Here is a 24,926-nt window from a genome sequence, read left to right as displayed (position 1 = left end):
CGTGGTGTTCGGGGTTTGCTTGTTTTCAGGGCAAGTTAGGAGCTGCTGGTGGCGTCCTGCACTTCGCCCACCAGCTCCTCGATGATGTCCTCGAGGAACAGCACTCCGGTGGTGTTGCCCCGCGCGTCGAAAACCCTTGCCACGTGGGCGCCGGTGCGGCGCATGGTGGCCAGGGCATCCTCCAGCTCGCTGCCGCGGAAGGTCGAGGCCAACCGGCGGATGCGTTTCTCCGGCACGGGACGGCTGAACTTCTCCGCCGTGGTGAGGTCCATGACGTCCTTCAGGTGAAGGTAACCGGAAGGGTCGCCGTCGTCGTCGGTCAGGATGTAACGGGAGTATCCGTGCTCGGCGACCGCGCGCTGGATGTCCGCCGGCGTCGATGACGCCGGCAGGAGCACCATCTCGGCGATGGGAACCTCGACGTCGGCCACGGTCTTTTCCGTGAACTCGAAGGCTGCGGTGAGGGCACCGGTGTTGTCGGTCAGCACGCCTTCCCTGGTGGATTGCTCCACAATGTTGGCCACCTCGTCCAGGGTGTAGGCGCTGGTGGCTTCGTCCTTGGGCTCCACCCGGAACAGCCGGAGGATGGAGTTGGCGATGCCGTTCAGGGTCCAGATGACCGGTTTGAACACGCGCGCCACCATCACCAGCGGCGGGGCCAGGATAAGCGCCGCCCGGGTGGGGACCGAGAACGAGATGTTCTTGGGCACCATCTCACCGAGCACCACGTGCAGGAAGGTCACCAGCAGCAGCGCCGCAACGAATGCGATGATTCCGATGGCTTCGCCGGAGAGGGATGTCAGGCCCAGCGGGATCTCCAGCAGGTGGTGGATCGCCGGTTCGGAGACATTCAGGATCACCAGCGAGCAGACCGTGATGCCCAGCTGGCTGGTGGCCAGCATGAGCGTGGCATGCTCCATCGCCCACAGCGTGGTTTTCGCGGCCTTGCTGCCCGCCTCCGCCTTGGGCTCGATCTGCGACCGGCGGGCAGAGATGACGGCGAACTCGGCACCGACGAAGAAGGCGTTGACCACCAGCAGGACGGCAAGCCAGATGATGCCCGGAAGATACTCACTCATGGGTCAGCTCCTGGGTCAGGTTGTCGACGATCCGGTCGTGGGCGCTCCTGGGCGGCTCCGCCGATTCCTCCGGCGTGAATTTGAGGCGCTCGACGTGCGTGCCGGCAACCCGCTCCACGCGGAGGGCGCCGCGGTCGATGGCCACCTCGTCGCCGAGTTCAGGGATGCGGTCCAGCTGGTCCGTGACGAATCCGGCCACGGTGTCGTAGTCCTCGCCGTCGGGGACGGCGATGCCGGTCCGGTCCATGAGCTCGTCCGGCCGCAGCGAAGCGTCGAAGGTGATGGAGCGGCCGGTCCTGACCACGCCAACGCGGGCGCGGTCGTGCTCGTCCTCCAGTTCGCCGACGATCTCCTCCACCAGGTCCTCCAGGGTGACGATGCCTGCCGTTCCGCCGTGTTCGTCGGAGACGATGGCCACCTGGAGGCCCTGTTTGCGGAGCAGCACCAGAAGGGAGTCAACGCCCATGGATTCGGGGACCATGAGCGGTTCGATCATGAGGTCGGCTGCGAGGACGCCGGCCCGGTCCTCGAGGGCTATCGCGAACGCCTGCTTGACGTGCAGCACGCCGAGCACGTCGTCTCGGTCGCGGCCGATGACGGGAAACCGCGAATAGCCGGTGGAACTGGCCAGCGCGATGATCTGTTCGGCCGTGTCGTCGGTGTTTACCGCGGTCATGCGGACGCGCGGCGTCAGAACGTCGGCAGCGCTGTGCTCGGAGAAGCGCAGTGTCCGGTGCAGCAGGGCCGCATGGTCCAGGTCCAGGACGCCTTCCAGCGCGGAGCGGCGGACCAGTGAGCTCAGCTCTTCGGCGCTGCGGGCACCAGAGAGTTCCTCTTTGGGCTCAATGCCGAAGGACCTGATGACGGCGTTCGCTGTGTTGTTGAACAGGAGGATGACGGGCTTGAGCACCGTGGTGAAAAGGGTCTGGAACGGGATCACCACCTTGGCGGTGGTCAGCGGCAGCGCCAGCGCGAAGTTCTTGGGAACAAGTTCACCGATCACCATCGAGAAGATGGTGGCGATGAAAATCGCGACGACGGCACCCACCCCGGGCACGAGGCCTTCCGGGAACCCGGCAGCCGTCAGCGGCCCGCTCAGCAGCTTGCTGATGGCAGGTTCAAAGGTGTACCCGGTCAGGAGGGTGGTGAGGGTGATGCCCAGCTGCGCACCGGAAAGGTGCGTCGAGGTGATTTTCAGGGCTTTGATGGTCGGGGCAAGGCGCTTCTCACCCCGGGCCTGGCGCGCTTCCAGGTCGTTGCGGTCAAGGTTGACCAGGGCAAACTCGGATGCGACGAAGAATCCGGTGCCGACTGTCAGGATCAAGCCGATCCCGACCATGATCCATTCATTCATTGGGGGCGCCCCTCTCCCGGACTGACCGGCGTGCCGGTCGAATGGTGAGGGGCCAGGGCATATGTGAAGGAGGGTCGTCCATAGTGCCATCCACTATATCGGGTGTTCCTGTGCCGCTCTCCGCTTAGGCCGGGGCGCCTCTCGGGTACGCGGCCATCAGCGCGGCTGACGCAACCCAGACGGCGCCCACCACAACAAGGCTGAGTGCCCCGCCGAATTCCGTGGCGGAGGCGGCGAGGGCTGCGCCGCCGGCTGAGGCGCTGGCACGGAAGCCCGCGCCGACGGTGAAAATCTGGGACCTGAGGTGGGGCGGGCTCAGATGGCTGCGCAGGAAGAGCATCGCGGCGGCCGTGGATGCGGTGAAGACGCCGGACAGGCCGATGGCGATGACGGTCCAGGCCGTTCCGATGTCCACGGCGGCGCCGACCGTCAGCAGGCCGGTGGCCAGGAAGCCGGCCATCATGACGGCGTGCGGCCGTGCCCGGCTGGGGCGGACCGTCTCGCACAACGCACCCAGCAGGCTGCCGACGGCGAAGGAGGTCACCACGAGCGCACCTTCGCTGGGTGAGCCGATCCGTTCGATGGAGAGGGCGACGGCGGCGATCGCCAGCCCGCCCTGGCCAAACTGGGTCAGCGTGGAGGCAGCGGTGACCACCGCCAGGGGGCGGTGGCTGAAGATCCGGTGCAGTCCGGCAGCGACTGCCGCCCACGGCGAAACCCTCGGCCCCGAGTGCGGCTTCAGCCCGATGACGGCAACGCCCACTGCTCCTGCCGCGGCGGTGGCGGCCAGCACCGCCAGCGCGGCCGGGGCGGGCAGGAACACAGTCAGGATGGCCACGAAGGCCGGTCCGGCGACGGCTGAGACGTTGTAGGAAAGGGCATCGAAGGCGAACGCCCGGCGGCCGCCGGGGATCACGTCGGCGACGAAGCTGGAAAGTCCGCCCATGTAGAAGGGTGACGCTACCCCCGCCACAGCCAGGCAGGCGAACACCAGCGGCAGCGGGAGCAGGCCGAGGAACGCGGTCGCCGCGAAGGCCAGGGCGGTCAGGACCCCGGAAGCGGCCACAAGCAGGGCGGGGCACCGGGCCCGGTCGAGGGCGGCACCTGCCAGCGGTGAGGCGAGGACGCTCGGGCCGAGGGACACCGCCACCAGCGCGCCCCCGATGCCAACGTCGTTCATTTGCTGCACAGCAAGGATGGGGATTGCCACAGCGGAGCCGGCCATGGCCATCCGCGGGGGTATCGAAGCCGCGAGGTATCCGGGCGCACTCATGGACCCACCGTACAATGCGAGGGAACGGCAGGCGGGCAGGAGCAGTTATGGCGGAAACAACCATTGACGCGGTGATGGCCGAACTGGCCACGCTCGAGGATCCGAAGATGCGCGAGGCGAACCGGAAGCGCGGCGATGACCACGGCGTGAACCTGTCCGCGCTACGCGCGGTCGCGAAGCGGCTGAAGACCCAGCACGAGCTGGCCGTCGAACTGTGGACCACGGATGACACCGCGGCCCGGCTGCTGTCACTGCTGATCTGCCGGCCGAAGGCCTTCGGGTTCCAGGAACTGGACACCATGCTGCGCCAGGCCCGCGCCCCCAAGGTGCATGACTGGCTGGTGAACTACGTGGTGAAGAAGAGCCCGCACGCCGAACAGCTGCGCATGGCCTGGACGGACGACCCCGACCAGGTGGTCGCGAGCGCAGGCTGGGCCCTGACCACCGAGCGGGTCGCGAAAAAGCCTGAGGGCCTCGACCTGCCCGGGCTCCTGGACACGATCGAGGCGGAAATGAAGGATGCCCCGGACCGCCTGCAGTGGGCGATGAACCACACCCTGGCCCAGATCGGCATCGAGCATTCCGAGCACCGTTCCCGGGCCATCGACATCGGCGAACGGCTGGCAGTGCTGAAGGATTACCCCACCCCGCCGAACTGCACGTCTCCTTTCGCACCGGTGTGGATCAACGAGATGGTGAGCCGGCGGGGCGCGGTCTGAGGCGCGCGGCACTTGACCGTGACACCCGTCACTGCTTTACTAAATGAACTCCATTCATTTATCCGGCATCACGGACCAGGACTCGGGTGAGCCCCGATGTTCCGGGCGGGGAGATGGCACTGACGGCGCTGCCACCGCTTCATCGCACCCGGCGATGCCCATGAGTGAGCTTTTTGCTTGCACTCATGCCCCTCCCGCCGCCCGCGGCGGCATCAACGCTTAGGAATCCCATGAGCTCAGCCCCTGACACGCAGACCCCCACGGACGGAAGCCGGCCAGGCAGCGGGACAAGTAGGGCAGGCAACGGTTGGCGCCGGGTGCTGGGCGTCCCTTCCCTGGTTCTGCTCGGACTGGTCTACATGGTGCCCCTCACGATCTTCAGCACCTATGGGATCGTCGTCGAACTGACAGGCGGACGCCTCTCCGCGGCCTATGCCGCCGCCCTGGTGGTGATGCTCTTCACCGCCCGGTCCTACGGCCGGATGGCGCAGGCCTTCCCGTTCGCCGGATCCGCCTACACGTATGCCACAAGGTCGTTCGGTGCCGGCCTGGGCTTCATGTCCGGCTGGTCCCTCCTGCTCGACTATCTGCTCCTGCCGATGATCAATTACCTGCTCATCGGCATTTACCTGAACGCCGCCTTCCCGGCGGTGCCGGCATGGATGTTCATGGTGGTGTCGATCGCTGCCGTGACCACACTGAACATTCTCGGGATCACAGCGGTGGCCAGGGCAAACTTCGTGGTGGTGGGACTCCAGGCGCTCTTTATAGTGCTGTTCGTGGGACTGGCCTGGGCCTCCGTCTCGGGGTCCGGGAAGCTTGACCTGCTGGCCCCGTTCACCGGAGTCGATGGCGCCGGGGGCTTCTCGCCCATTCTTGCGGGTTCCGCGATCCTGTGCCTCTCCTACCTGGGATTCGATGCCGTCTCAACCTTCGCTGAGGAGGCAAAAAACCCGCGGCGGAGCATCCCGCGGGCCATCATGCTGACCACCGTCCTGGCCGGGCTGATCTTCCTGGGACTGGCCTACATCAGCCACCTGCTGCTCCCGGTGGACACCTTCGCCAATACGGACTCCGCGGCGATCGAAGTGGTGGGTGCGGCGGGCGGCAACCTCCTGGTCGCTTTTTTCACCGCCGCCTACATTGCCGGAAGCCTCGGATCCGCGCTGACCTCACAGGCCTCGGTTTCCCGGATCATCTACTCGATGGGCCGCGGCCGGGTCATGCCCGCGGTCTTCGGGCGCCTCCATCCGCGCCTGTGCACACCCGTGGTTCCGATCATCGTCACCTCGGGGGTTTCACTGCTTGCCCTCGTTCTCGACTTGACCACCGTGTCCTCGCTGATTAGCTTCGGCGCCCTTGTTGCCTTCTCGGTGGTCAACCTGTCCGTCATCAAGCACTACTTCATCGACCAGAAGAGCCGCGGAACCAAGGGCATGCTGCACAACCTCCTGCTGCCGGGAATCGGCTTTGTGCTGACACTGTGGCTCTGGACCAGCCTCAGCGGACTGTCATTCTCGCTTGGCCTCTCCTGGGCGGCACTTGGCCTCGCCTACCTGGCCTACCTCACCCGCGGCTTCCGCCGCCCGACGCCGCACCTGCAGCTCGAGGAGTAGCCGACGAAGGCGCCCGGTTGGAGTGGACCAACCGGGCGCATCAGAAAACCTTGACGCACGATATGTACCTCCATGGTGTATTCCTACGCATCGGTGGTTTTCCTGAACACCGCCGTGGCCGGCGCCGCCGGCCTGCTCGCCTGGGCCCTCGTGGAACGCATCAGGCTCGGCAGCGCCAGCAGCATGGGCGCCGCCTCCGGACTGATTTCCGCCCTCGCGGCCATCACCCCGGCATGCGGCGCCGTGAGCCCCCTCGGCGCGCTGGCCATCGGAGTGATTGCCGGGGCCGCCTGCTCCCTGGCCATCGAAACTGAAGTTCCGCCTCGGCTTCGACGACTCGCTCGACGTCGTCGGTGTGCACCTCATCGGCGGCATCATCGGAACCCTGCTGATCGGGTTCTTCGCCACGGACGCCGCCCCGAACAAGGTCAACGGGCTCTACTAACCGGTCTGAAAAGAGAACGGATCTGCGTTTGCAGGCCGGGCCTACTTGGTAGGCCCGGCCTGCTCTGCATATTCAACGGCCTTACGGCCCACCTGCTCCAGGTAGGCCTCGGACTGGTTGTAGGACCAGATGGCGTCGGTCCATCCCTGCGCCGTGGTGAGATCGCGCCCGCCGCCGCACAGGTAACCGGCCGCGCTCAGGGCGGCGTCATCGATGTTGTGCGGGTCGGCCACACCATCCCCGTTGCCATCCTGCCCTGCGAGTTTCCACGTGGACGGGATGAACTGCATTGGCCCGACGGCGCGATCCCAACGGGCGTCGCCGTCCAGCGCGCCGCCGTCGGTGTCGGCAATGGCAGCGAATCCGTCGCCGTTGAGGCCGGGCCCGATGATCGGGCCACTCACCTTCCCTGAAGCCGTGAGGCGGCCTCCCCCGAGGGCGCCGTGCACTGATTCGACAAACCCGACGGCGGCCACCGTGTTCCAGCCGATCCTGCAGGCCGGCGCTGCGGCATTCGCCATGCCGGCCGCCGCGACGTATGCCCGCAGGGCCCGCGCGGGGATTCCTGTCCGCGCGGCGGTACGTGCCAGCCAGCCCGGGTCCACGGTCCTGGTGATGTTCACGGCGTGCGCACTGCCACCTGCCAGCGGCACGAACTTTCCCCCCGCCTGCGGCGGGGCCGGCTGGGCTGCACGCGCCCCCGCACCGGGCATTCCCGCAATGGTCGCGCCGAGGAGCCAGAAGGCACACGCAGTGATGGCGCAGAACGCGAAAAGGCTGAGAACCGCAAGGCGTTTCAGACGAAGCACGGAACAGCCTAACCCGGCAGCAGCCCGCGAATGCCCATATGGCACACAAAGGCGCCTCCGCCCTGTTGCGCGCGTCACATGGTCCTGCTGTCGTTCCTCCGCCTAATGACAAGCCATTCCCACAGAGTGGGAAATTCGGCGCCAAGTGCGCAGGGAGGAATGACATGACTGACGAACTACACATCGAGGGCGACACCCTCCCTCTCCGCGGCATCCGCGTGCTCGAGCTGGGCAGCTTCATCGCTGCCCCGTTCGCCGCCCGCCTCTTCGGCGACTTCGGCGCCGAGGTCATCAAGATCGAAAAGCCGCAGGGCGGCGACGAACTGCGCGACTGGCGCAAGACCCGCGGCACCACCTCCATGCTGTTCCGGACCATAGGCCGCAACAAGAAGTCCGTGGCCCTGGACCTCCGTTCGGAGGCGGGGCGCGAGGCGGTCAAGAAGATTGCTGCCCAGTGCGACGTGGTCATCGAAAACTTCCGTCCCGGCACGCTTGAGAAGTGGGGCCTGGGCCCTGACGTGCTGCAGGAGCTCAACCCCGAGCTCGTGATGGTACGTATCTCCGGCTACGGCCAGACCGGCCCGTACAGGAACCGCGCCGGCTTCGGCAGCTCGGCCGAATCCTTCGCTGGCCTGCGCTACATCACCGGCGAACCGGACCGGCCCGCAGGCCGTGCCGCCGCCAGCATGGGTGACACCGTCGCCGGACTTTACGGGGTCATCGGGGCCCTGATGCTCATGCTCCAGAAGGCCCGCGGACTCGGGACCGGCGCGTCCCAGGTGGTCGACGTCGCCCTCTACGAAGGCGTCTTCAGCCTGCTCGAATCACTGGTCCCGGACTATGACGCGTACGGCATGGTCCGGAAGCGCACCGGCGGCGCTTTGCCCGGCGTCGTTCCTACCGGCTCCTACCTCTGCGGCGACGGCCTGGAGGTGGTCATCGGCGGCAACTCCAACTCCGTCTTCGTCCGGCTCATGCGCGCCATCGGCCGGGAGGACCTAGCCGGGGACGAAACCCTCCTCGCCACGGAGGCCCGCGGTGCCCGCGAAGAGGAACTCAACGGTGCCATCTCCGCCTGGACCGGCAGCATGCAACTCACCGAGGTGCTGGACAAGCTGGACGACGCCGGAGTCCCGGCCGGCCCGGTCTACGACGCCCCGAGCATCGCCGTGGACAAGCACTACCTGGCGCGGGACATGATCCAGGCCCACGAGGTGGTCATCGAGGACGAGCCCGAGCTGATCCGGTTCCCCGGCGTGGTGCCCAAGATCCCCGGCCACGAGGGGCGTGTCCGCTGGGTGGGCCCGGAGCTGGGCCAGCACACCGCAGAGGTCCTGCAGGAGCTCGCCGGCATGGACGCCGACGAGATTGCGGCGCTCGGACTGCAGGAGGTGCGCTGACATGCAGGTGCAAATTACCGATGTCTTCCTGCGCGACGGCCTGCAGGACGAACCCGTCATCGTGTCAACAGCGCACAAACTGGAAATTGCCGGGGCCCTCGTGGATGCGGGTGTGAAGCGCATTGAAGCAGCCTCGTTCGTGAACCCGAAGCGGGTGCCCCAGATGGCCGACGCCGCAGAGGTTATTTCCTCTCTCCCGGCAGTCCCGGGAGTCACTTACACCAGCCTGGCGCTCAACGGGAAGGGCATCGAACGGGCCGTCGCCGCCGGGGCAACGGACATCCAGGTGGTCACCTCGGCCAGCCAGGCGCACAGCAACGCCAACGCCGGGCAAACCATTGAAGATGCCCTTGCCAGCCTCGGCGCGGCTGTCGCCAGGTTCCCGCAGGTGCGCTTCTTCGCAGGCATCTCCACCGCCTTCACCTGCCCGTTTGAAGGCGCGGTCGACCCCCGCTACCTGCTGCGCGTGGTGCGTGCCTTCAAAGACATGGGCATCACCGACGTCGGGCTCGCTGACACGCTCGGCACCACACCCACCGGACAGGTGATGGCCAGCCTGCACCACGTCCGTGAGGCCGAACCGGACCTCACGTATTACCTCCACCTGCACAACGCGCACAGCCAGGCGCTGGCCACCGCGAGCGCAGCGGCGGAGTCCGGCGTCGTCCGTTTTGATGCTGCACTGGGCGGATACGGCGGCTGCCCGTTCGCCCCGGGGGCGCACGGCAACATCGCCACCGAGGAACTGGTCCGGCACCTGCACCATGCCGGGCACCAGACCGGCATCGACGAGGACCGCCTTGCCGACGCCGTCCGGCTGGCCCGTGATGTGGTGATGCGCTCCCCCGCCGCCGGGCTGCTGGACCCTGCCCGCTAAACCAGCGGACCGAAACCTTTCCACCCAGCCATCAAACAGCAGGTCAAAATAACAATTCCTACTCACCGTTTTGGAGACGATGATGTCTACAAGCCCACGCACCACGGAACTCACTGACGAACCAACGGACACTGCCATGAGCGAGACCTCGCCCGGCCCCGCCGGCGGCATCGAACATCCGGTAACCCGCACCGCGGGCCCACGGCCCGGGACCCCCTATCCCGGCCGGCTGGGATTCCGGATTGCCAGCGTCCCCGCTCCCCTCTACCTCGTCCTCGCGGGCCTGGTCCTTGCCGCCGCCCTCACCGGCAACCTCCCGGACACCATGGTGGCGGGTTTCGCCACCACCATCCTGCTCGGCGGGCTGTTCATCTGGATCGGCAACCTGTTCCCGGTGGTCCGGGACTTCGGGCTCCCGACCGTCCTGTGCACGTTCGCACCCGCCACCCTCGCCTTCTTCGGCCTGATGCCGGAAAACATCATCACCGTTGTGCGGAACTTCGTGGATGGACAGGGTTTCCTGGACTTCTTCGTGGTGGGCATCATCGCCGGTTCCATCCTCGGCATGCCCCGGGCACTGCTGCTGAAGGCCGGCCCGCGCTTCGCCGTCCCCCTGATCGGCTGCCTCATCGCGACCTTCGTTTTGGTGGGCCTGGTCGCCGCACTGACGGGCTTCGGCTTTGTCGAAGGCATTCTCTTCATTGCCGCCCCCATCATGGCCGGCGGCCTGGGCGTCGGCGCCCTGCCCATGTCCGAGATGTACGCCGCGGCAACCGGCGGGGACTCTGCCACCTTCATGGGGGACCTGATGTCCGCCGTCGTGATGGCCAACGTGGCCTGTATCCTCATCGCAGGCATTTACAACGGGCTGGGCAAGCGCAAAAAGCAGCTCTTTATCGGCTTCAATGGCCACGGCCAGCTGCTGCGGATCAGCGGCCGCTCGGAAGAGCTCGCCTTGCCGCCCAAGCGCGACACGTCCTCCTTCATCGCCCTGGGCAAGGGACTGCTCATCGCCGGCAGCCTCTTCATCTTCGGCACTCTCGCGGCCGCGTTCCTCCCCGGGCTGCACCCCTATGCCTGGACGATCATCGCCGCCGCTGCGGTCAAGATCTGTGGATTGCTCCCGCAGGACGTCGAAGATTCCACTGCAGACTGGGGTGACCTGATCGGGGCCGTCCTGGTTCCCGCGCTCCTGGTGGGCGTCAGCCTCACCTACATCGACATCACCGAGGTCCTGGCCTCGCTGAGCAACCCGCTGTTCATCCTGCTCACGGTGTGCACCGTCATCATCGCGACACTGACCTCCGGCGTCCTCGGCTGGCTGGTGAAGTTCAACTTCGTCGAGGCGTCCATCACGCCCGGCCTAGTCATGGCGGACACCGGAGGCAGCGGTGACGTGGCAGTCCTGAGCGCCGCGAACCGCCTGCACCTCATGCCGTTCGCGGCCCTGACCAACCGCCTGGGCGGAGCGCTGGTGCTCTTCGTGACATCGCTGATCGTGCCGTTTCTTGCCTAGCCCTGCCTTGCGGCAGCGCGATTAATTACGACGGCGGCGCCAGGCAGCCGCTGCCGGGCGCCGCCGATCAGACTCAGCACCGCCCCTCCAACTCACCACTAGGACCACCATGAGCTTGAACATTTTGGCCGTCAACGGCCGTTCTCCCCGGATCACCGGCGACGCGTGGGTGGCACCCACCGCCACCGTCGCCGGATCCGCCACCATCGGGGCAGGGACCGGGATCTTCTACGGCGCCGTCATTCGCGCCGACCTGGAGGACATCAGCGTCGGCGAGGGCAGCAACGTCCAGGACACCGCCGTCGTCCACGCCGATCCGGGCCACCCGGCACGGGTGGGCAACCACGTCAGTGTGGGGCACGGTGCGGTATTGCACGGCTGCACGGTGGGTGACGGCGCACTCATTGGCATGAACGCCACAGTCCTCAACGGCGCGATCATTGGCGCCGGCTCCCTGGTGGCCGCCAACGCACTGGTCCTGGAGGGCACCGAGGTGCCGCCCGGCTCGCTCGTGGCGGGGGTTCCTGCCAAAGTGCGCCGCCCGCTCCTGACGGAGGAAATCGAGCATTGCCGGCAGAACGCGCTCACGTACGCCGCGCTTACTTTGAGGCACCGGGATGCCACTACCGCGGCGCTGCCGGCCTGACCAGTTCCCACCCCACGAACGCGAGGACAGCCAATGACCACCACTCCCACCACCTCCCGCCCCGCCGGTTCCAGGTACGCAGGGCAGTCCGCCGCCCTCCCCGACGAGGGCCACGTCTCTGCGGCCGTCGCTGATGTCCTGGCGGAGCGCGCAGGGCACCTGTTCGGGCTGATGGGCAATGGCAACGCCCATCTCATCAGCCGGCTCACGCGCCGCGGCTTTCCCTTCACGTCGGCCCGCCACGAGGCCGCGACCGTTGCCATGGCCGACGCGTACCACCGGGCCACCGGAGGCGTCGCGGCCGCCACCACCACCTACGGCGCCGGCTTCACCAACGCCTACACCACGCTTGCCGAAGCCCGGCTCGCCCGCATCCCGCTGGTATTCGTCGTCGGAGACGCCCCTGCAGCCGGCCGTCGGCCGTTCGACATCGACCAGGCCAAAGCGGCCGAAGCAGCCGGCGTCACCACGCTCGTGGCCGGGCCTGACAATGCCGCCGCAGCCACCCACCGCGCCTTCGACCTCGCCCTGCAGACCGTCCAGCCAGTGGTGCTCGCCATCCCCTACGACCTCGCCACCGTTCCCCTGTCGGCCCAGGTGCCGATGGAACCGCTGCCCGCCAAGCCCGCGTGGCCCGCGGTGCCCGACGAACTGGACCGGGTTGCTGCCCTGCTCGCTGCGTCGGAGCGGCCGCTCATCCTGGCGGGGCGCGGCGTGCTCCTGGCCGGTGCGGCCGTGCCGCTACGGGAAGTGGGCGACCGGCTCGGTGCCCTCTTCATGACCTCCGTGATGGCCGCCAACGCGTTCAGCAGCGAGTGGGACCTCGGCATCGCCGGCGGCTTCACGCGCAGCCACCGCCTCGACGTCGCACGCCAGGCTGACCTCGTCCTGGTGGTCGGGGCGAGCCTCAACGCCTTCCAGACCCGTTACGGACGCCTGTTCCCGGCAGGCGCCAGGATCATCCGGCTCGACAACGAGCCCGACGGCGGGCTGAACGCCGGCGCCGAGTACGTCCGGGCTGACATCCTGCCGTTCATCGAGGGCCTGCTGGAGCGCCTGCCCGCCGCAGGAACGCCGACCTGGCGGGATGCTGTCCCCGACGTGTCGGGGACGGATTTCCGCTCGTCCAGCCCGGTGGAGGACCCGGTGGAATTCGGCCCGGACGGGCGTCTCAACCCCCGGGCCGTCGTCGCCGCCCTGGACCGGATCCTGCCGGCTGAGCGTTCGGTGGTGATGGACGGCGGGCACTTCATCGGCTGGGCGCCGATGTACCTCTCCGTCCCGGACCCGCACGCCATGGTCCTGGTGGGGACCGCCTTCCAGTCCATTGGGCTGGGCTTTGGCTCCGCCGCCGGGGTTTCGGCCGCCCGCCCGGAACGCACCACCGTCCTGGTCAGCGGCGACGGTGGCGGGCTTATGGGGCTCTCCGACTTCGAGACGTTCCTGCGGGTCACCCGCAGGGGTGTGGTGGTGGTCCTGAACGACTCGGCGTACGGCGCGGAGCTGCACCAGTACGCCGCCAAGGGGCTGCACGACCAGGCGATGCTGATCGACGAAGTGGACTTCGCCGCCGTCGGACGCGCCCTCGGCGCCGACGGGGCCAAGGCGCGCACCCTTTCCGACTTGGGGCTGCTCGAGGACTGGCTCGCGGCGCACGAGGAGGGCGTGTTCGTTTTGGACGTGGCGATTTCCCAGAAGGTGATTGCGGAGTTCATGGCGGAGTCACTGGCCGCCAAGGGCTGAGCCGGCGTCATAAGCTGGCCACATGCCGCCTACTGAACAGAACGGAAGCAACCGCACGCTGGAGCGCGCCGCCGCGATCCTCGACGCGGTGGGCCGGTCGGCCGTGTCAGCCAGTGAGCTGTCCCGGCGGACCGGCCTGTCACTGTCCACGGCGCATCGTCTGGCCCTGCAGATGGCGGACTACGGCTTCCTCCGCCGCACCGAGGACGGCACCTTCCGGCTCGGACAGCGGTTCGTCCGTTCGGCCCTGGAGAACGTTGCCCTGCCTGTGCTCCACGAGCTCCGCGACCGCACCGGTGAGACCGCACAGCTCTGGATCCGGCGGGGGGACGAACGTGTCTGCCTCATCAGCGCAGACAGCCGCCACGAACTTCGCGCCACCCTGCCGCCAGGCTCTCGCCTCCCCCTGCCCGCCGGCTCCAGCGGCCGGCTCCTCGCCGCCGACGACGAGGTGTTGGCCGAGCTGGCTTCGGCGGGCTGGATTGAATCGGTGGGGTCTCGAACGCCCGGCCTCGGCTCCATCAGCGCGCCCGTGCAGACCGAGGAAGGAATTATCGCCGCCGTCTGCCTCGCCATGCCCCTGGCCCGTGTCACTAAATCTCCGGGGCAGGACCACGGCGTTGTCGTGGTGCAGGCGGCACGGCGAATCGAGGAAGCGGTGCGGCAAGGGCGGTAGGGTTCCTGCCGCCGTATGCCCGCGGCGTGGCTCCCATCCCCTCGGCCAGACATTGACAAAGTGTTGGCCTCGCCGTTCTACTTTTATGCAGGCACCGAACATGATGCACGCGAACCGTACGCGTGGACAGGCTTACATCAGAGCCCGTGGGGGCGGTGCACCGGCGGCCTACAGGCCGCACATACTGGCATCCGGTCGACGCTGCGCACGCAGAAATCCCGGAGTGCCCTGCCGCCGGCTCGCGCGGCCCAAAAAGCTCTGCATAGTTCAAATTTTTATCACCCCAAAGGACACCCATGCCCAGCACCACCAAGACCATCGACATCCAGGTAAACGACCGCCAGATCCTCGACGAGAGGCTGGATGCCGCCGTCAAGTGCCTTCAGGAGGCCGCCATGGTCACCGGAACACACGGGATCATGGTCACCCGCAACAGGCCCGGGAGCTACACCGCCACGCTCTCCGACCAGGTCCCATTCGGCATGACCCGCGAAATTATCCTCTAAACTTTGGGGACCTTAACCCGTCCCCGGTATCCGGGAATACCTGGCGGCGCCCACTCGTTGAGTCCTGCGAAATGTGCGCCGTCCGGCGCACAGCCGAAGGAGTAAAAACCATGGCAACTGACTACGACGCCCCTCGCGTGGCCCAAGAGGACCAGCCGGCCAACGAATCCCTGGAGGCCATCCAGTCCCGCCAGGGCGGATCCCAGACTGCCCTGCTTGATGTGGAGGAAGCCGACACTGCCGAAGGCATCGACCTTCCCGGCGCCGACCTGTCGCACGAAGAGCTGCTGATCCAGGTTGTTCCGGTGCAGGAAGATGAGTTCACCTGTATGTCCTGCTTCCTGGTCCACCACCGCAGCCAGCTCGCGCGGGAAAAGGACGGCAAGAAGTACTGCTCGGAGTGTGAAGGCTAGTACCAGAGGGCTAGCTCTGAAGGGCCGGCACTGAGAAGATAGCGCTGTGCTGGCCCGGCTCCGATCGTCCTGGACCGCCGTCGTTCCCGTCGTCGGTCTGATCGTGCTGGCCGTGACTTGGGGAGTCTCCCCCGGGCCGGTGCTGGCTACCGTCATCGCAGTGGTTCTGGTGGGCGCCGTCCTGGCGGCGGTGCACCATGCCGAAGTGGTGGCCCAGCGCCTCGGTGAGCCCTTCGGATCACTCGTGCTGGCCGTCGCGGTCACCGTTATCGAAGTGGCCCTGATCGTCACGCTGATCGCCTCCGGCGGCGAGGGAAGCCACTCGCTGGCACGGGACACCGTTTTTGCCGCCGTCATGATCACCGTCAACGGCATCGTGGGGATAGCCCTGCTGGTGGGTGCCCGCCGGTACGGCATTCCACGGTTCAACCCGGAGGGATCCGGTGCCGCCCTGGCCGTAGTCATCACGCTGGCCACGCTGACGCTGGTCCTGCCGACCTTCACGTCGTCGCGGCCCGGACCCGAGTTTTCGCCGCTTCAGCTGGGTTTCGCGGCCGTGGCCTCGCTGTCGCTTTACGGCGTGTTTGTGCTGACCCAGACCGTCCGCCACCGCCACTTTTTCCTTCCCGTCGTGTCCCCGGACGACGACGAGGATGACCTGCATGGCCCCACCCCCACCAACCGGGCCACCTACACAAGCCTGGCGCTGCTGTGCGCGGCACTGGTCGCCGTCGTGGGACTGGCCAAAACCGTGTCCCCCGTCATCGAAGCCGGCGTCTCCGGCGCGGGCATCCCCGAGTCCTTCGTAGGCGTGATCATCGCGCTCCTGGTCCTGCTGCCGGAGGGACTTGCCGCCACCCGGGCCGCCTCGCGGAACAGGATCCAGATCAGCCTCAATCTGGCCTACGGCTCGGCCATTGCCAGCATAGGCCTGACGATTCCCGCCATAGCGGTGGCCAGCATCTGGCTGCAGGGACCGTTGACGCTGGGGCTCGGCGGCACGCAGATAGTCCTGTTCGTGCTGAGCGTCATCGTGGGAACACTCACGGTGGTGCCCGGCCGCGCCACCCGCCTGCAGGGGGCCATCCACCTGGTGCTCTTCGCCGCGTTCCTTTTCCTCGCCATGTTCCCGTAGACGGAACTGCCACTTCGATATCATGGCCTCATGACTTCCCTTTCAGGGAGCGACGAAGACCTCCTGCTCGAACGGCAGCTCTGCTTCGCTCTGGCTGTCGCCTCGCGCACCGTCATCAGCGCGTACCGGCCCGTGCTGCAGGAGCTGAAGCTGACGCATCCGCAGTACCTGGTGATGCTGGCGCTGTGGGAGAAGAGCCCGCGATCCGTCAAGGAAATCAGCGACGCCCTCCTCCTGGTTCCGGCCACCCTGTCCCCTCTGCTCAAGCGGCTCGAAGCCCTGGGCTATGTCACCCGCCGCCGCGTTCCCGGGGATGAACGCTCCCTTGCGGTGGGCCTGACCCCCGAAGGCACCGCGCTCCGCGACAAGGCGATGGGCGTGCCCGGCACCATGCTGGCCAAGCTCGGCCTCACCCGCGCGCAGGCGGAGGACATCCACGTGGCCATGACCCAGCTCATCGAAACCGCCCAAACAGACCACTCCCTCCCGGCAGACCCCGACGTGGACGACGAAGCCACGGCCTAGGAGGGCCCTCTCAGCGTCTGGCGGTCAGCCGGCGCTCAGGGACTGCGGCTGGGTCGCAACACCTTCCCGAGTCTTTGTCGAGATAATGGCCCCAAACCCGCCCTGAAGTCGCGGTATCTGGACAAGAACTCCTGCCGAATCAGCTGGACGCGTTTGCCAGCGCGGAACCCCTCCTGCTGATCTCGCATGCTAACGGAGTGAGGCAGGTTTCATAGTCGGCAATCTGAGCGATGCGGCGCCTGTGCCGGGCGTCCTGCGTGAAGGGCTCCTGAAGGAAGAAGACCGCGAGCTTGAGGCATTCCTCCGGCGTGTGTTCGCGGGCGCCGAGGGCGATGACGTTCGCGTCGTTGTGCTGCCGGGCCAACCGTGCAGTTGACTCGTTCCAGACCAAAGCGGCGCGAATACCCCTGACCTTATTGGCCGCGATCTGCTCGCCGTTGCCGGAGCCGCCAATGACAATTCCGAGGCTTGGCCGGTTGTGGTGGATGTCGTGTGCGACGCCCTCAGCAGCGCTGATGCAAAATCCCGGATAGTCATCCTGGGCGTCGTACTCCGTGGGTCCGTGGTCCACCACGTCAAACCCCAGGCTGGCCAGTTCGTGTTGCAGCGTCCGGCTGAGTTCGAGACCTGCGTGGTCGGTGCCTATATGGACCCGGTAAGGCGTTCCGGCCCCGCGTTCAATGGTTACTGATGGTTCCTTAGTCATATGGCAGCCTTCAAGGTGTTCTGGTCCGATATTCACAGGGTGGTCTTGCCGGCGGAGCCGAGCTGCTGGGTGGCTTCCACGATGCGGGCGGCGAGGCCGGCTTCGGCGGAGGCGCCCCAGACGCGGGGGTCGTAGGTCCTCTTGTTGCCCACTTCGCCGTCGACCTTGAGCACGCCGTCGTAGTTCTTGAACATGTGGTCGGCCACCGGACGCGTGTACGCGTACTGGGTGTCGGTGTCGATGTTCATCTTGATGGTGCCGTAGGAAACGGCGTCGGCGATCTCCTGGTCGGAAGAGCCGGAGCCACCGTGGAACACGAGGTCGAACGGGTTGTCCTTGCCGATCTTCGCGCCGACCTGGGCCTGGATGTCCTTCAGGATCTCCGGGCGCAGCTTCACCCCGCCCGGCTTGTACACGCCGTGCACGTTGCCGAACGTCAGGGCCGTGATGTAGCGGCCGTTCTCGCCGGCGCCCAGGGCGTCGATGGTGGCCAGCGCGTCCTCCACCGTGGTGTAGAGCTTTTCGTTGATTTCGTGCTCGACGCCGTCCTCCTCGCCGCCGACGGTGCCGATCTCGACCTCGAGGATCATCTTGGCCGCAGCAGTGCGCGCCAGCAGTTCACGGGCGATGCGCAGGTTCTCCTGCAGCGTCTCGGCGGAGCCGTCCCACATGTGGGAGTTGAAGAGCGGGTTGCGGCCGGCCTTGACCTCGGCCTCGGAGGCTGCCAGCAGCGGCAGCACGAAACCGTCCAGCTTGTCCTTCGGGCAGTGATCCGTGTGCAGCGCGATGTTCACGTTGTAGTTCTTGGCCACCTCGCGGGCAAACGCCGCGAAACCCAGGGAACCGGCAACCATGTCCTTCGTCGAGGCACCGGACCAGTAAGCGGCACCACCGGTGGAGACCTGCACAATGCCGTCAGACTCGGCCTCCGCGAAACCGCGCAGCGCCGCGTTCAGCGTCTGCGAGGACGTCACGTTGACCGCCGGGAACGCGAAGCCGCCCGCCTTTGCGCGGTCGATCATCTCGGAGTAGATCTCTGGGGTTGCAATGGGCATGCTACTCAACAACCTCGCCGGTGGTTTCAAAGGTGGCGATTTTGCCGATGCGGCGTTCATGGCGTTCGGCATTGGTAAATGGTTCGGCCAGGAATGCCTTGATCAGTTGGGTGGCCTCCTCAACCGTGTGCTGGCGTCCGCCGACTGCCACCACGTTGGCGTTGTTGTGCTGACGGGCCAGTTTGGCCGTGTCCAGGTTCCAGGCAAGCGCTGCCCGCACGCCCTTGACCTTGTTCGCGGAGATCTGCTCGCCGTTGCCTGAGCCGCCCAGCACAATCCCCAGGGCGTCCACGCCCGCGGCCTGGTCGGCAACGACGGCGGCCGCGGCGTTGATGCAGAACGCCGGGTAGTCGTCCTCGGCGTCGTATGCGGCAGGCCCGTGGTCAACCATCTCGTAGCCGCTGGCTGACAGTGTCTTGATGAGGTGGGAGCTGAGCTCCATGCCGGCGTGGTCGGTTGCGATGTGAACGCGCATGGGTGGTCTCCTTCAGGCTTGTTGGAATAGAGCGGTGTTGGGGCGCGGTGCTGACGGGGCGAAGGCTAGTTGGCCGTTGGCGCGCAGCGACTCAATGGCGTCGGCGGGCGACGGCTTGCCGTACACGGACGATCCGGCCACGAAGACGTTGGCGCCGGCCTCAGCGGCGCGGACGATGGTTTCTTCGGTGATGCCGCCGTCCACCTGGATGGCGACGTTCACCCCGGAGCCGTCAACGGCGGCGCGGGCGCGGCGGATCTTGGGCAGCATGACGTCCAGAAACGCCTGGCCGCCGAAGCCGGGCTCGACGGTCATGATCAGCAGCATGTCCAGTTCGGGGAGCATGTCCAGATATGGCTCCACGGGAGTGGCCGGGCGCAGTGCCATGCCGGCCTTGGAGCCGCGCGCACGAAGCTCACGGGCGAGCTTGATGGGGGCGTCGGACGCCTCGACGTGGAAGGTCACAGACGCCAGGCCTGCATCGGCGAACTGCGGCGCCCAGCGGTCGACATTGGAAATCATGAGGTGGGCGTCCAGCGGCACGGGGCTGACCTTCTGGATCCGTTCCACGACCGGCAGGCCGATGGTCAGGTTCGGCACGAAATGGTTGTCCATGACATCCACGTGCACGGCGTCGGCATTGCTGATGCGGGCCAGCTCGGCTTCGAGGTTAACGAAGTCGGCCGAGAGGATGCTGGGGTTGATGCAGCAATTCAGGGGTGAGGTGGACATGGTGTCTGCCTTTCGGGTGGTCTGGGTGACGAGGGCGTGGAGACCCAGTGGGTCCCCACGCCCTCGTGGCGGGTAGCGGCTGGTCCGGCGGGCTAGGAGGCCTTCCGCGCGGCGGTGAGGGCGCCGTTGACGTCGGCCAGCAGTTCCTTCCAGCTGGCAACAAACTTCTCCAGGCCTTCGGATTCCAGCTGCGCCACCACGTTGTTGTAGGAGATGCCGAGGTGTTCGAGGGCGTTGAGGACGGTGTTGGCTTCGGTGTAGGTGCCGGTAATGGTGTCACCAGTAACCACGCCGTGGTCGAAGGTGGCGTCCAGGGTCTTCTCCGGCATGGTGTTCACGATTCCGGCGGCGACGAGCTCGGTCACGTAGAGGGTGTCCGGGTAGGCCGGGTCCTTCACGCCCGTGGAGGCCCACAGCGGGCGCTGCGGGCGGGCGCCGGCCTCAGCCAGGACGGCCCAGCGCTTGGTGGAGAAGAGCTCCTCGTAGACCTGGTAGGCCAGGCGGGCGTTGGCGACGCCGGCCTTGCCCTTGAGTGCCAGGGCCTGCTTGGTGCCGATAGCGTCCAGGCGCTTGTCGATTTCAGTGTCCACGCGGGAGACGAAGAACGAGGCGACGGAGTGGATCTTGGACAGGTCGTGGCCGTTTTCCCCCGCCTGCTTCAGACCGGTCTGGAAGGCGTTGATGACGGCCCGGTAGCGCTCCAGGGAGAAGATCAGGGTCACGTTGACGCTGATGCCTTCGGCCAGGACCGCGGTGATGGCCTCCAGGCCTTCAAGCGTGGCCGGGATCTTGATCAGGACATTGTCCTTGTCGACCTTCTTGTAGAGGTTCTTGGCCTCGGCGATCGTGCCTGCGGTGTCCCAGGCGAGGCGGGGGTCCACCTCGATGGAGACGCGGCCGTCCACACCGCTGGTTGCCGCGGCGACCGGGGCGAAGAGGTCGCAGGCGTCGGCGACGTCCGTCGTCGTGATCTCGAAGATGGTCTCCTCGACGCCGGCGCCCTGCGCGGCAAGTTCGGCGATCCTAGCGTCGTAGTCCGTACCGGAGGTGATCGCGGCCTGGAAGATGGACGGGTTGGTGGTCACGCCCACGACGTTCTTCTGGTCGATGAGCTTCTGCAGGCTGCCGCTGGTGAGCCGTTCGCGGGACAGGTCGTCCAGCCATATGGACAAACCTGCTTCGGAAAGCTGGGCGGTGGGTGTTGCGTTGGTCATGGCTTGTTTCTTCCTTCGGGGGCTAGTTGGCCGCAGCGGCGACGGAGTCCTTGGCGGCGGCGGTAACTGCTTCTGCCGTTATGCCGAATTCCTGGAACAGGCGCTTGTAGTCTGCCGAGGCGCCGTAGTGCTCGAGGCTGATGGAGCGTCCGGCGTCGCCGACGAACTCCTTCCAGCCCAGGGCCAGGCCGGCTTCGACGGAGACGCGGGCCTTGACCGCTGCGGGCAGGACAGCCTCGCGGTAGGCCGCATCCTGCTTGTTGAACCACTCAACACACGGCATGGACACCACGCGGGTGGCGATGCCTTCGGCCTGCAGGGTTTCGCGGGCCTGGACAGCCAGCTGGACCTCGGAACCGGTGCCGATCAGGATGACCTGCGCGTCAACGGTCTTACCGTCCTTCGACGCCTCGGCCAGGACGTAACCGCCCTTGGCCACGCCGGCTGGAGAAGCAAAGGTGTCACCCTCTGCCGCGCCTCCGCCGCGGGCAAACGTCGGGACGTTCTGGCGGGTCAGCACGATGCCGGCCGGGTTCTCGTGGTTCGCCAGGATGGTCTTCCACGCTATGCCAACCTCGTTGGCGTCGGCCGGACGAACGACGTCGAGACCCGGGATGGCACGCAGGGTGGAGAGCTGCTCCACCGGCTGGTGGGTGGGGCCGTCTTCGCCGAGGCCGATCGAGTCGTGCGACCACACATAGATGGACGGGACGCCCATGAGGGCGCCGAGGCGGATCGCCGGCTTCTGATAGTCGCTGAAGATCAGGAACGTGCCGGAGAACGCGCGGGTCTTGCCGTGCAGGCTGATGCCGTTCACGATCGACGCGGCAGCGTGCTCACGGATACCGAAGTGCAGCACGCGGCCGTACGGGTTGCCCTTCCACGCTTCGGTGGAGCGGGAGGCCGGGATGAACGACGGCGAGCCCTCGATCGTGGTGTTGTTGGACTCCGCGAGGTCGGCCGAACCGCCCCACAGTTCCGGCATGACCGGACCGATCGCGTTCAGGACCTTGCCGGATGCGGCGCGGGTGGAGACGTCCTTGCCTGCTTCGAAGACGGGCAGTGCGGCGTCAAGTCCAGCGGGCAGCTGGCGGGCCTCGACACGCTCCAGCAGGGCGGCAGCCTCCGGGTTGGCGGACTGCCAGGCCGAGAAGGACTCTTCCCACTCCGAGCGGGCGGCCGCACCGCGGTCCACAACCTGACGGGCGTGGGCCAGCACGTCCTCGTCCACCTCGAAGGACTTGGCGGGGTCGAAGCCCAGCACTTCCTTCAAGGCTGCGACTTCATCGGCACCGAGGGCGGAGCCGTGGATCTTGCCGGTGTTCTGCTTCTTCGGGGCCGGGTAGCCGATGATGGTGCGCAGCGAGATGATGGACGGCTTGGAGGTCTCGGCCTTCGCGGCGAGGAGCGCGGAGTACAGCTCCTGGACGTCTTCGACATATTCGCCGGTCTCGGTCCAGTCCACGCGCTGGGTGTGCCAGCCGTAGGCCTCGTAGCGCTTCAGGACGTCCTCGGTGAAGGCGATGTCAGTGTCGTCCTCGATGGAGATGTGGTTCTCGTCGTAGACCACAACGAGGTTTCCCAGTTCCTGGTGTCCGGCCAGGGAGGAAGCCTCAGAGGTCACGCCTTCCTGGATATCGCCGTCGGAAGCGATGACCCAGATGGTGTGGTCGAACGGGCTCTCGCCGGCGGGAGCATCGGCGTCGAACAGGCCGCGCATGCGGCGCTGGGAGTACGCAAAGCCGACCGAGGAGGCCAGGCCCTGGCCCAGCGGGCCGGTGGTGATTTCCACACCCGGGGTGTGCTTGTATTCCGGGTGGCCAGGGGTCAGCGCACCCCACGTGCGCAGCTCCTGAAGGTCCTTCAGCTCCAGGCCGTAGCCGGAGAAGAACAGCTGGCTGTACAGCGTCAGTGAAGAGTGCCCCGGCGAGAGGATGAACCGGTCGCGGCCGATCCACTCCGGGTTCTTCGGGTCGTGCCGCATCAGCTTCTGGAACAGAAGGTAGGCGGCCGGAGCCAGGCTCATCGCGGTGCCGGGGTGGCCGTTGCCCACCTTCTCGACGGCGTCTGCGGCCAAAACCCGGAGTGTGTCCACCGCCCGCTGGTCCTTGGACGTCCATTCCAACGTTGCTGACTCAGTGATGCGTGTCGCGGTTGCAGTCGGATTCACGATTTATCTCCTTTGATACGGTCGTCGGCTATATAAGGGCCGGTCTCTGGTTGCTACCCATACTTCCGAAACAAATGGGTAGTGGTAACACTGTTTTCTGACGGTTTTTGGCTATACTTTCGGGTGGGCGGATGTTTCGCCCGGTGGCTGTGCGACGAAGCGCAGCCGCTCCGCTCACCAGTCCATGAAGGAATTCACTATGTCCCTTTCAGACCTGCCGTGGCCGCTGCTGCATTCCGTGGCAGCATTGGCTGATGCCCCCCTGGCCCAGATAGCGGAACGGCTGCGTGACGCCGCGCTTCCGCACCTGGGAAGCAGCGCGCTGGTTATATTCACCGAAGACTGCACGGGCCGCCCACAGAAGAAGGCAGGCCAGGAAGACATCATTTCCCGGGTCTCCATTGCCGAGTTGGATGAGCTTCGCGCCGGCGTTTCGGATGAGACGCCTTGGTTGGGGGAAGCGGTGCTCGCCGGCCAGCCCAGGCCCGCACTTGCCCTGAAACACGGTCCCAGCCAGGCACTCCTCGTCCTCACCGAGCCTCGTCCGGCAGATCCACTCGACAGCCCTGGGCTGGACCTGCTGACGTACCTATGGGGCATTACTGCCCGGCGGATCCAGGAGAAGGTGGCCGATGCCCCGCCGTCGTACCTCGCGGAATCGCGGGCCGCCTCGGCTGAACGCGTGCGCGTGACGGCCGAACTGACCGACCTGCACTCCACCACGCTGGAGACCCTGCTGGCGGCCCTGCGCTCATCCTCACTGGAGGACGCCGCAGCCCGCACAACAGTCACCGACCTCACCGCCAAGGCCCTGGTCGGGCTCCGCACCCTCAGCGACCGCACGACGGACCTTGTGGAAGAGCCCGTCGCCAAAGCCTTTGAACGCCTGCGGGAGGACCTGCGGCCGCTCACGAGCTTCAGCGGAACGGAAGTCCAGTTCATCGAACCGCCACTGAACGGAAGAGCGCTTCCCGGCGAAGTTGCCCACGCGGCGCGGGCCGTCGTCCGCGGCCTGGTGCTGACCATGATGGAGCAGCCCGAGGTCAGCAGGATCCGGACGCACTGGGACTGCGACGGCGAAAACCTGCTGATCAACGTGCGCGACGACGGCGGCGGCGCTCTCACTACCGAGGACCCGGCCATCAGCCGCCTGGACCGCAGGGTCCAGGCGCTCAACGGACAGCTGCGGATGGACGTAATGCCGGGCTGGGGCGCCGATATCTTCGTCTCGCTCCCGCTGGACCTGCCGGCACGCCCGTCCGGGGATGCCGCCGGATGGAACCTTGCCGCCCGGGAACTCGAAGTGCTCCAGCACCTCGCCGCCGGACACCGCAACCGCACCATCGCGTCGACGATGGGCATCAGCGAGAACACGGTCAAGTTCCATGTCCGGAACCTGTTCCGGAAGCTCGACGTCGGTTCACGCACCGAGGCGATTGCACTGGCACACAGCCACGGACTGCGGTGACCGGGCACTAACCGGGCTCCCCCGACCAAAGTGCCCGGCTCCTTCCAGGACGCCGGGCACTTTGGCGCGTGCGCCGTTCACACCCGTTAACCCCATTTTCCAATGGCCGGTCAGTCCGGTGTGCATGGTGGAACTCTTTCTTGTCCGGCGCCGGGAAGGTGGGCCGGCGTCACGCCTGCGGCGCTCGGGACGCGGCCGAGCAGTCCCGACAGAAGGACCCCGCCCCCTGCAAAACGATCCTTTTGGGTAGGGGTGGCGGGGTTGGCGGGGGTCTGTCCTAGGCGGTCATGGTGGCGAACATGAGGGCCATGGTGGTGGCGCTGAGGGCTTCGAGGGCGTGTTCGGTGCGGGTGGGGTGTTTGCGTGCGGTGGTG

At 66.8% G+C, this 24,926-nt stretch carries 23 protein-coding genes and 1 pseudogene; 14 read left to right on the top strand and 10 right to left on the bottom strand.

Features of this window, described 5'->3' with window-relative positions:
- Nucleotides 1-35 precede the first annotated feature (35 nt).
- The 3 genes from AC5RWD_RS15330 to AC5RWD_RS15320 form a co-directional block, all read right to left on the bottom strand.
- Nucleotides 36-1,079, bottom strand: coding sequence for a hemolysin family protein (locus AC5RWD_RS15330; RefSeq protein WP_494020827.1), 1,044 nt, complete (start codon nucleotides 1,077-1,079; stop codon nucleotides 36-38).
- Nucleotides 1,072-2,433, bottom strand: coding sequence for a hemolysin family protein (locus AC5RWD_RS15325; protein ID WP_494020826.1), 1,362 nt, complete (start codon nucleotides 2,431-2,433; stop codon nucleotides 1,072-1,074). Before AC5RWD_RS15325 ends, AC5RWD_RS15330 begins: the two co-directional genes overlap by 8 nt.
- Before the next feature lie 124 nt (nucleotides 2,434-2,557).
- A complete protein-coding gene (locus AC5RWD_RS15320; protein WP_494020825.1) occupies nucleotides 2,558-3,706 on the bottom strand; it encodes an MFS transporter in 1,149 nt (382 codons plus the stop codon).
- Between the two features lie 47 nt (nucleotides 3,707-3,753).
- Here AC5RWD_RS15320 and AC5RWD_RS15315 point away from each other — a divergent pair, with 47 nt between their 5' ends.
- The 3 genes and pseudogenes from AC5RWD_RS15315 to AC5RWD_RS15305 all read left to right on the top strand — a co-directional run.
- The gene (locus AC5RWD_RS15315; RefSeq protein WP_494020824.1) at nucleotides 3,754-4,425 is read left to right on the top strand and encodes a DNA alkylation repair protein; all 672 of its coding nucleotides are present in this window, start codon (nucleotides 3,754-3,756) and stop codon (nucleotides 4,423-4,425) included.
- Nucleotides 4,426-4,655: 230 nt separating this feature from the next.
- Complete coding sequence (locus AC5RWD_RS15310) at nucleotides 4,656-6,041, top strand: APC family permease (protein ID WP_494020823.1); 1,386 nt, start codon at nucleotides 4,656-4,658, stop codon at nucleotides 6,039-6,041.
- 87 nt (nucleotides 6,042-6,128) lie between these two features.
- Nucleotides 6,129-6,483: pseudogene (locus AC5RWD_RS15305) on the top strand (ammonium transporter); the annotation flags it as partial.
- Between the two features lie 44 nt (nucleotides 6,484-6,527).
- On the opposite strand, the gene AC5RWD_RS15300 reads toward AC5RWD_RS15305, so the two are convergent.
- Entirely contained in the window at nucleotides 6,528-7,295 is a 768-nt protein-coding gene (locus AC5RWD_RS15300; RefSeq protein ID WP_494020822.1) for a lytic transglycosylase domain-containing protein, read from the bottom strand.
- Nucleotides 7,296-7,459: 164 nt separating this feature from the next.
- Here AC5RWD_RS15300 and AC5RWD_RS15295 point away from each other — a divergent pair, with 164 nt between their 5' ends.
- From AC5RWD_RS15295 to AC5RWD_RS15250, 10 genes are all read left to right on the top strand, one after another.
- Complete coding sequence (locus AC5RWD_RS15295) at nucleotides 7,460-8,695, top strand: CaiB/BaiF CoA transferase family protein (protein ID WP_494020821.1); 1,236 nt, start codon at nucleotides 7,460-7,462, stop codon at nucleotides 8,693-8,695.
- 1 nt (nucleotide 8,696) lies between these two features.
- Nucleotides 8,697-9,572 (top strand): hydroxymethylglutaryl-CoA lyase, encoded by an 876-nt coding sequence (locus tag AC5RWD_RS15290; protein ID WP_494020820.1) that lies wholly within the window; start codon nucleotides 8,697-8,699, stop codon nucleotides 9,570-9,572.
- 82 nt (nucleotides 9,573-9,654) lie between these two features.
- Entirely contained in the window at nucleotides 9,655-11,088 is a 1,434-nt protein-coding gene (locus tag AC5RWD_RS15285) for a 2-hydroxycarboxylate transporter family protein (RefSeq protein ID WP_494020819.1), read from the top strand.
- Nucleotides 11,089-11,197: 109 nt separating this feature from the next.
- Nucleotides 11,198-11,734 carry a gamma carbonic anhydrase family protein gene (locus AC5RWD_RS15280; RefSeq protein ID WP_494020818.1) on the top strand — a complete coding sequence of 179 codons (537 nt, stop codon included), beginning with the start codon at nucleotides 11,198-11,200 and terminating at the stop codon, nucleotides 11,732-11,734.
- A gap of 33 nt (nucleotides 11,735-11,767) precedes the next feature.
- The gene (locus AC5RWD_RS15275) at nucleotides 11,768-13,477 is read left to right on the top strand and encodes a thiamine pyrophosphate-binding protein (RefSeq protein WP_494020817.1); all 1,710 of its coding nucleotides are present in this window, start codon (nucleotides 11,768-11,770) and stop codon (nucleotides 13,475-13,477) included.
- A 22-nt stretch (nucleotides 13,478-13,499) separates the two neighbouring features.
- Nucleotides 13,500-14,153 carry an IclR family transcriptional regulator gene (locus AC5RWD_RS15270; protein ID WP_494020816.1) on the top strand — a complete coding sequence of 218 codons (654 nt, stop codon included), beginning with the start codon at nucleotides 13,500-13,502 and terminating at the stop codon, nucleotides 14,151-14,153.
- A 296-nt stretch (nucleotides 14,154-14,449) separates the two neighbouring features.
- Nucleotides 14,450-14,659 carry a hypothetical protein gene (locus AC5RWD_RS15265; RefSeq protein ID WP_494020815.1) on the top strand — a complete coding sequence of 70 codons (210 nt, stop codon included), beginning with the start codon at nucleotides 14,450-14,452 and terminating at the stop codon, nucleotides 14,657-14,659.
- Between the two features lie 110 nt (nucleotides 14,660-14,769).
- Nucleotides 14,770-15,072 carry a DUF4193 domain-containing protein gene (locus tag AC5RWD_RS15260; protein WP_003802821.1) on the top strand — a complete coding sequence of 101 codons (303 nt, stop codon included), beginning with the start codon at nucleotides 14,770-14,772 and terminating at the stop codon, nucleotides 15,070-15,072.
- 46 nt (nucleotides 15,073-15,118) lie between these two features.
- On the top strand, nucleotides 15,119-16,207 hold the full coding sequence (locus AC5RWD_RS15255; protein ID WP_494020814.1) for a calcium:cation antiporter: 1,089 nt from the start codon (nucleotides 15,119-15,121) through the stop codon (nucleotides 16,205-16,207).
- Nucleotides 16,208-16,237: 30 nt separating this feature from the next.
- Nucleotides 16,238-16,732: a MarR family winged helix-turn-helix transcriptional regulator gene (locus AC5RWD_RS15250; protein ID WP_494020813.1), complete on the top strand. Its 495-nt coding sequence runs from the start codon at nucleotides 16,238-16,240 to the stop codon at nucleotides 16,730-16,732.
- 139 nt (nucleotides 16,733-16,871) lie between these two features.
- Here the strand turns inward: AC5RWD_RS15250 and AC5RWD_RS15245 are convergent, their stop codons facing one another.
- The 6 genes from AC5RWD_RS15245 to tkt form a co-directional block, all read right to left on the bottom strand.
- Entirely contained in the window at nucleotides 16,872-17,438 is a 567-nt protein-coding gene (locus AC5RWD_RS15245; protein WP_494020812.1) for a ribose-5-phosphate isomerase, read from the bottom strand.
- Between the two features lie 32 nt (nucleotides 17,439-17,470).
- Nucleotides 17,471-18,493, bottom strand: coding sequence for a class II fructose-bisphosphate aldolase (gene fbaA, locus AC5RWD_RS15240; protein WP_494020811.1), 1,023 nt, complete (start codon nucleotides 18,491-18,493; stop codon nucleotides 17,471-17,473).
- 1 nt (nucleotide 18,494) lies between these two features.
- Nucleotides 18,495-18,968: a ribose-5-phosphate isomerase gene (locus AC5RWD_RS15235; protein WP_494020810.1), complete on the bottom strand. Its 474-nt coding sequence runs from the start codon at nucleotides 18,966-18,968 to the stop codon at nucleotides 18,495-18,497.
- A gap of 12 nt (nucleotides 18,969-18,980) precedes the next feature.
- A complete protein-coding gene (gene rpe / locus AC5RWD_RS15230; protein WP_494020809.1) occupies nucleotides 18,981-19,700 on the bottom strand; it encodes a ribulose-phosphate 3-epimerase in 720 nt (239 codons plus the stop codon).
- A 92-nt stretch (nucleotides 19,701-19,792) separates the two neighbouring features.
- Nucleotides 19,793-20,914, bottom strand: a complete 1,122-nt coding sequence (gene tal / locus AC5RWD_RS15225) for a transaldolase (RefSeq protein ID WP_494020808.1) — start codon at nucleotides 20,912-20,914, stop codon at nucleotides 19,793-19,795.
- Nucleotides 20,915-20,936: 22 nt separating this feature from the next.
- Nucleotides 20,937-23,084 (bottom strand): transketolase, encoded by a 2,148-nt coding sequence (gene tkt / locus AC5RWD_RS15220; protein WP_494020807.1) that lies wholly within the window; start codon nucleotides 23,082-23,084, stop codon nucleotides 20,937-20,939.
- A gap of 199 nt (nucleotides 23,085-23,283) precedes the next feature.
- Between tkt and AC5RWD_RS15215 the strand changes: the two genes are divergently transcribed.
- On the top strand, nucleotides 23,284-24,552 hold the full coding sequence (locus AC5RWD_RS15215; protein WP_494020806.1) for a helix-turn-helix transcriptional regulator: 1,269 nt from the start codon (nucleotides 23,284-23,286) through the stop codon (nucleotides 24,550-24,552).
- The last annotated feature ends 374 nt before the right edge of the window (nucleotides 24,553-24,926 follow it).

The organism is Arthrobacter sp. CMU6 (assembly GCF_059090205.1).
This window is presented reverse-complemented; position numbering and strand designations above follow the sequence as displayed.

What these genes read in the sequence shown, in the direction of transcription:
- AC5RWD_RS15330 (WP_494020827.1), bottom strand. Translation starts at nt 1,079, where the DNA reads ATGAGTGAGTATCTTCCGGGCATCATCTGGCTTGCCGTCCTGCTGGTG.
- AC5RWD_RS15325 (WP_494020826.1), bottom strand. Translation starts at nt 2,433, where the DNA reads ATGAATGAATGGATCATGGTCGGGATCGGCTTGATCCTGACAGTCGGC.
- AC5RWD_RS15320 (WP_494020825.1), bottom strand. Translation starts at nt 3,706, where the DNA reads ATGAGTGCGCCCGGATACCTCGCGGCTTCGATACCCCCGCGGATGGCC.
- AC5RWD_RS15315 (WP_494020824.1), top strand. Translation starts at nt 3,754, where the DNA reads ATGGCGGAAACAACCATTGACGCGGTGATGGCCGAACTGGCCACGCTC.
- AC5RWD_RS15310 (WP_494020823.1), top strand. Translation starts at nt 4,656, where the DNA reads ATGAGCTCAGCCCCTGACACGCAGACCCCCACGGACGGAAGCCGGCCA.
- AC5RWD_RS15295 (WP_494020821.1), top strand. Translation starts at nt 7,460, where the DNA reads ATGACTGACGAACTACACATCGAGGGCGACACCCTCCCTCTCCGCGGC.
- AC5RWD_RS15290 (WP_494020820.1), top strand. Translation starts at nt 8,697, where the DNA reads ATGCAGGTGCAAATTACCGATGTCTTCCTGCGCGACGGCCTGCAGGAC.
- AC5RWD_RS15285 (WP_494020819.1), top strand. Translation starts at nt 9,655, where the DNA reads ATGTCTACAAGCCCACGCACCACGGAACTCACTGACGAACCAACGGAC.
- AC5RWD_RS15280 (WP_494020818.1), top strand. Translation starts at nt 11,198, where the DNA reads ATGAGCTTGAACATTTTGGCCGTCAACGGCCGTTCTCCCCGGATCACC.
- AC5RWD_RS15275 (WP_494020817.1), top strand. Translation starts at nt 11,768, where the DNA reads ATGACCACCACTCCCACCACCTCCCGCCCCGCCGGTTCCAGGTACGCA.
- AC5RWD_RS15270 (WP_494020816.1), top strand. Translation starts at nt 13,500, where the DNA reads ATGCCGCCTACTGAACAGAACGGAAGCAACCGCACGCTGGAGCGCGCC.
- AC5RWD_RS15265 (WP_494020815.1), top strand. Translation starts at nt 14,450, where the DNA reads ATGCCCAGCACCACCAAGACCATCGACATCCAGGTAAACGACCGCCAG.
- AC5RWD_RS15260 (WP_003802821.1), top strand. Translation starts at nt 14,770, where the DNA reads ATGGCAACTGACTACGACGCCCCTCGCGTGGCCCAAGAGGACCAGCCG.
- AC5RWD_RS15250 (WP_494020813.1), top strand. Translation starts at nt 16,238, where the DNA reads ATGACTTCCCTTTCAGGGAGCGACGAAGACCTCCTGCTCGAACGGCAG.
- AC5RWD_RS15245 (WP_494020812.1), bottom strand. Translation starts at nt 17,438, where the DNA reads ATGACTAAGGAACCATCAGTAACCATTGAACGCGGGGCCGGAACGCCT.
- fbaA (WP_494020811.1), bottom strand. Translation starts at nt 18,493, where the DNA reads ATGCCCATTGCAACCCCAGAGATCTACTCCGAGATGATCGACCGCGCA.
- AC5RWD_RS15235 (WP_494020810.1), bottom strand. Translation starts at nt 18,968, where the DNA reads ATGCGCGTTCACATCGCAACCGACCACGCCGGCATGGAGCTCAGCTCC.
- rpe (WP_494020809.1), bottom strand. Translation starts at nt 19,700, where the DNA reads ATGTCCACCTCACCCCTGAATTGCTGCATCAACCCCAGCATCCTCTCG.
- tal (WP_494020808.1), bottom strand. Translation starts at nt 20,914, where the DNA reads ATGACCAACGCAACACCCACCGCCCAGCTTTCCGAAGCAGGTTTGTCC.
- AC5RWD_RS15215 (WP_494020806.1), top strand. Translation starts at nt 23,284, where the DNA reads ATGTCCCTTTCAGACCTGCCGTGGCCGCTGCTGCATTCCGTGGCAGCA.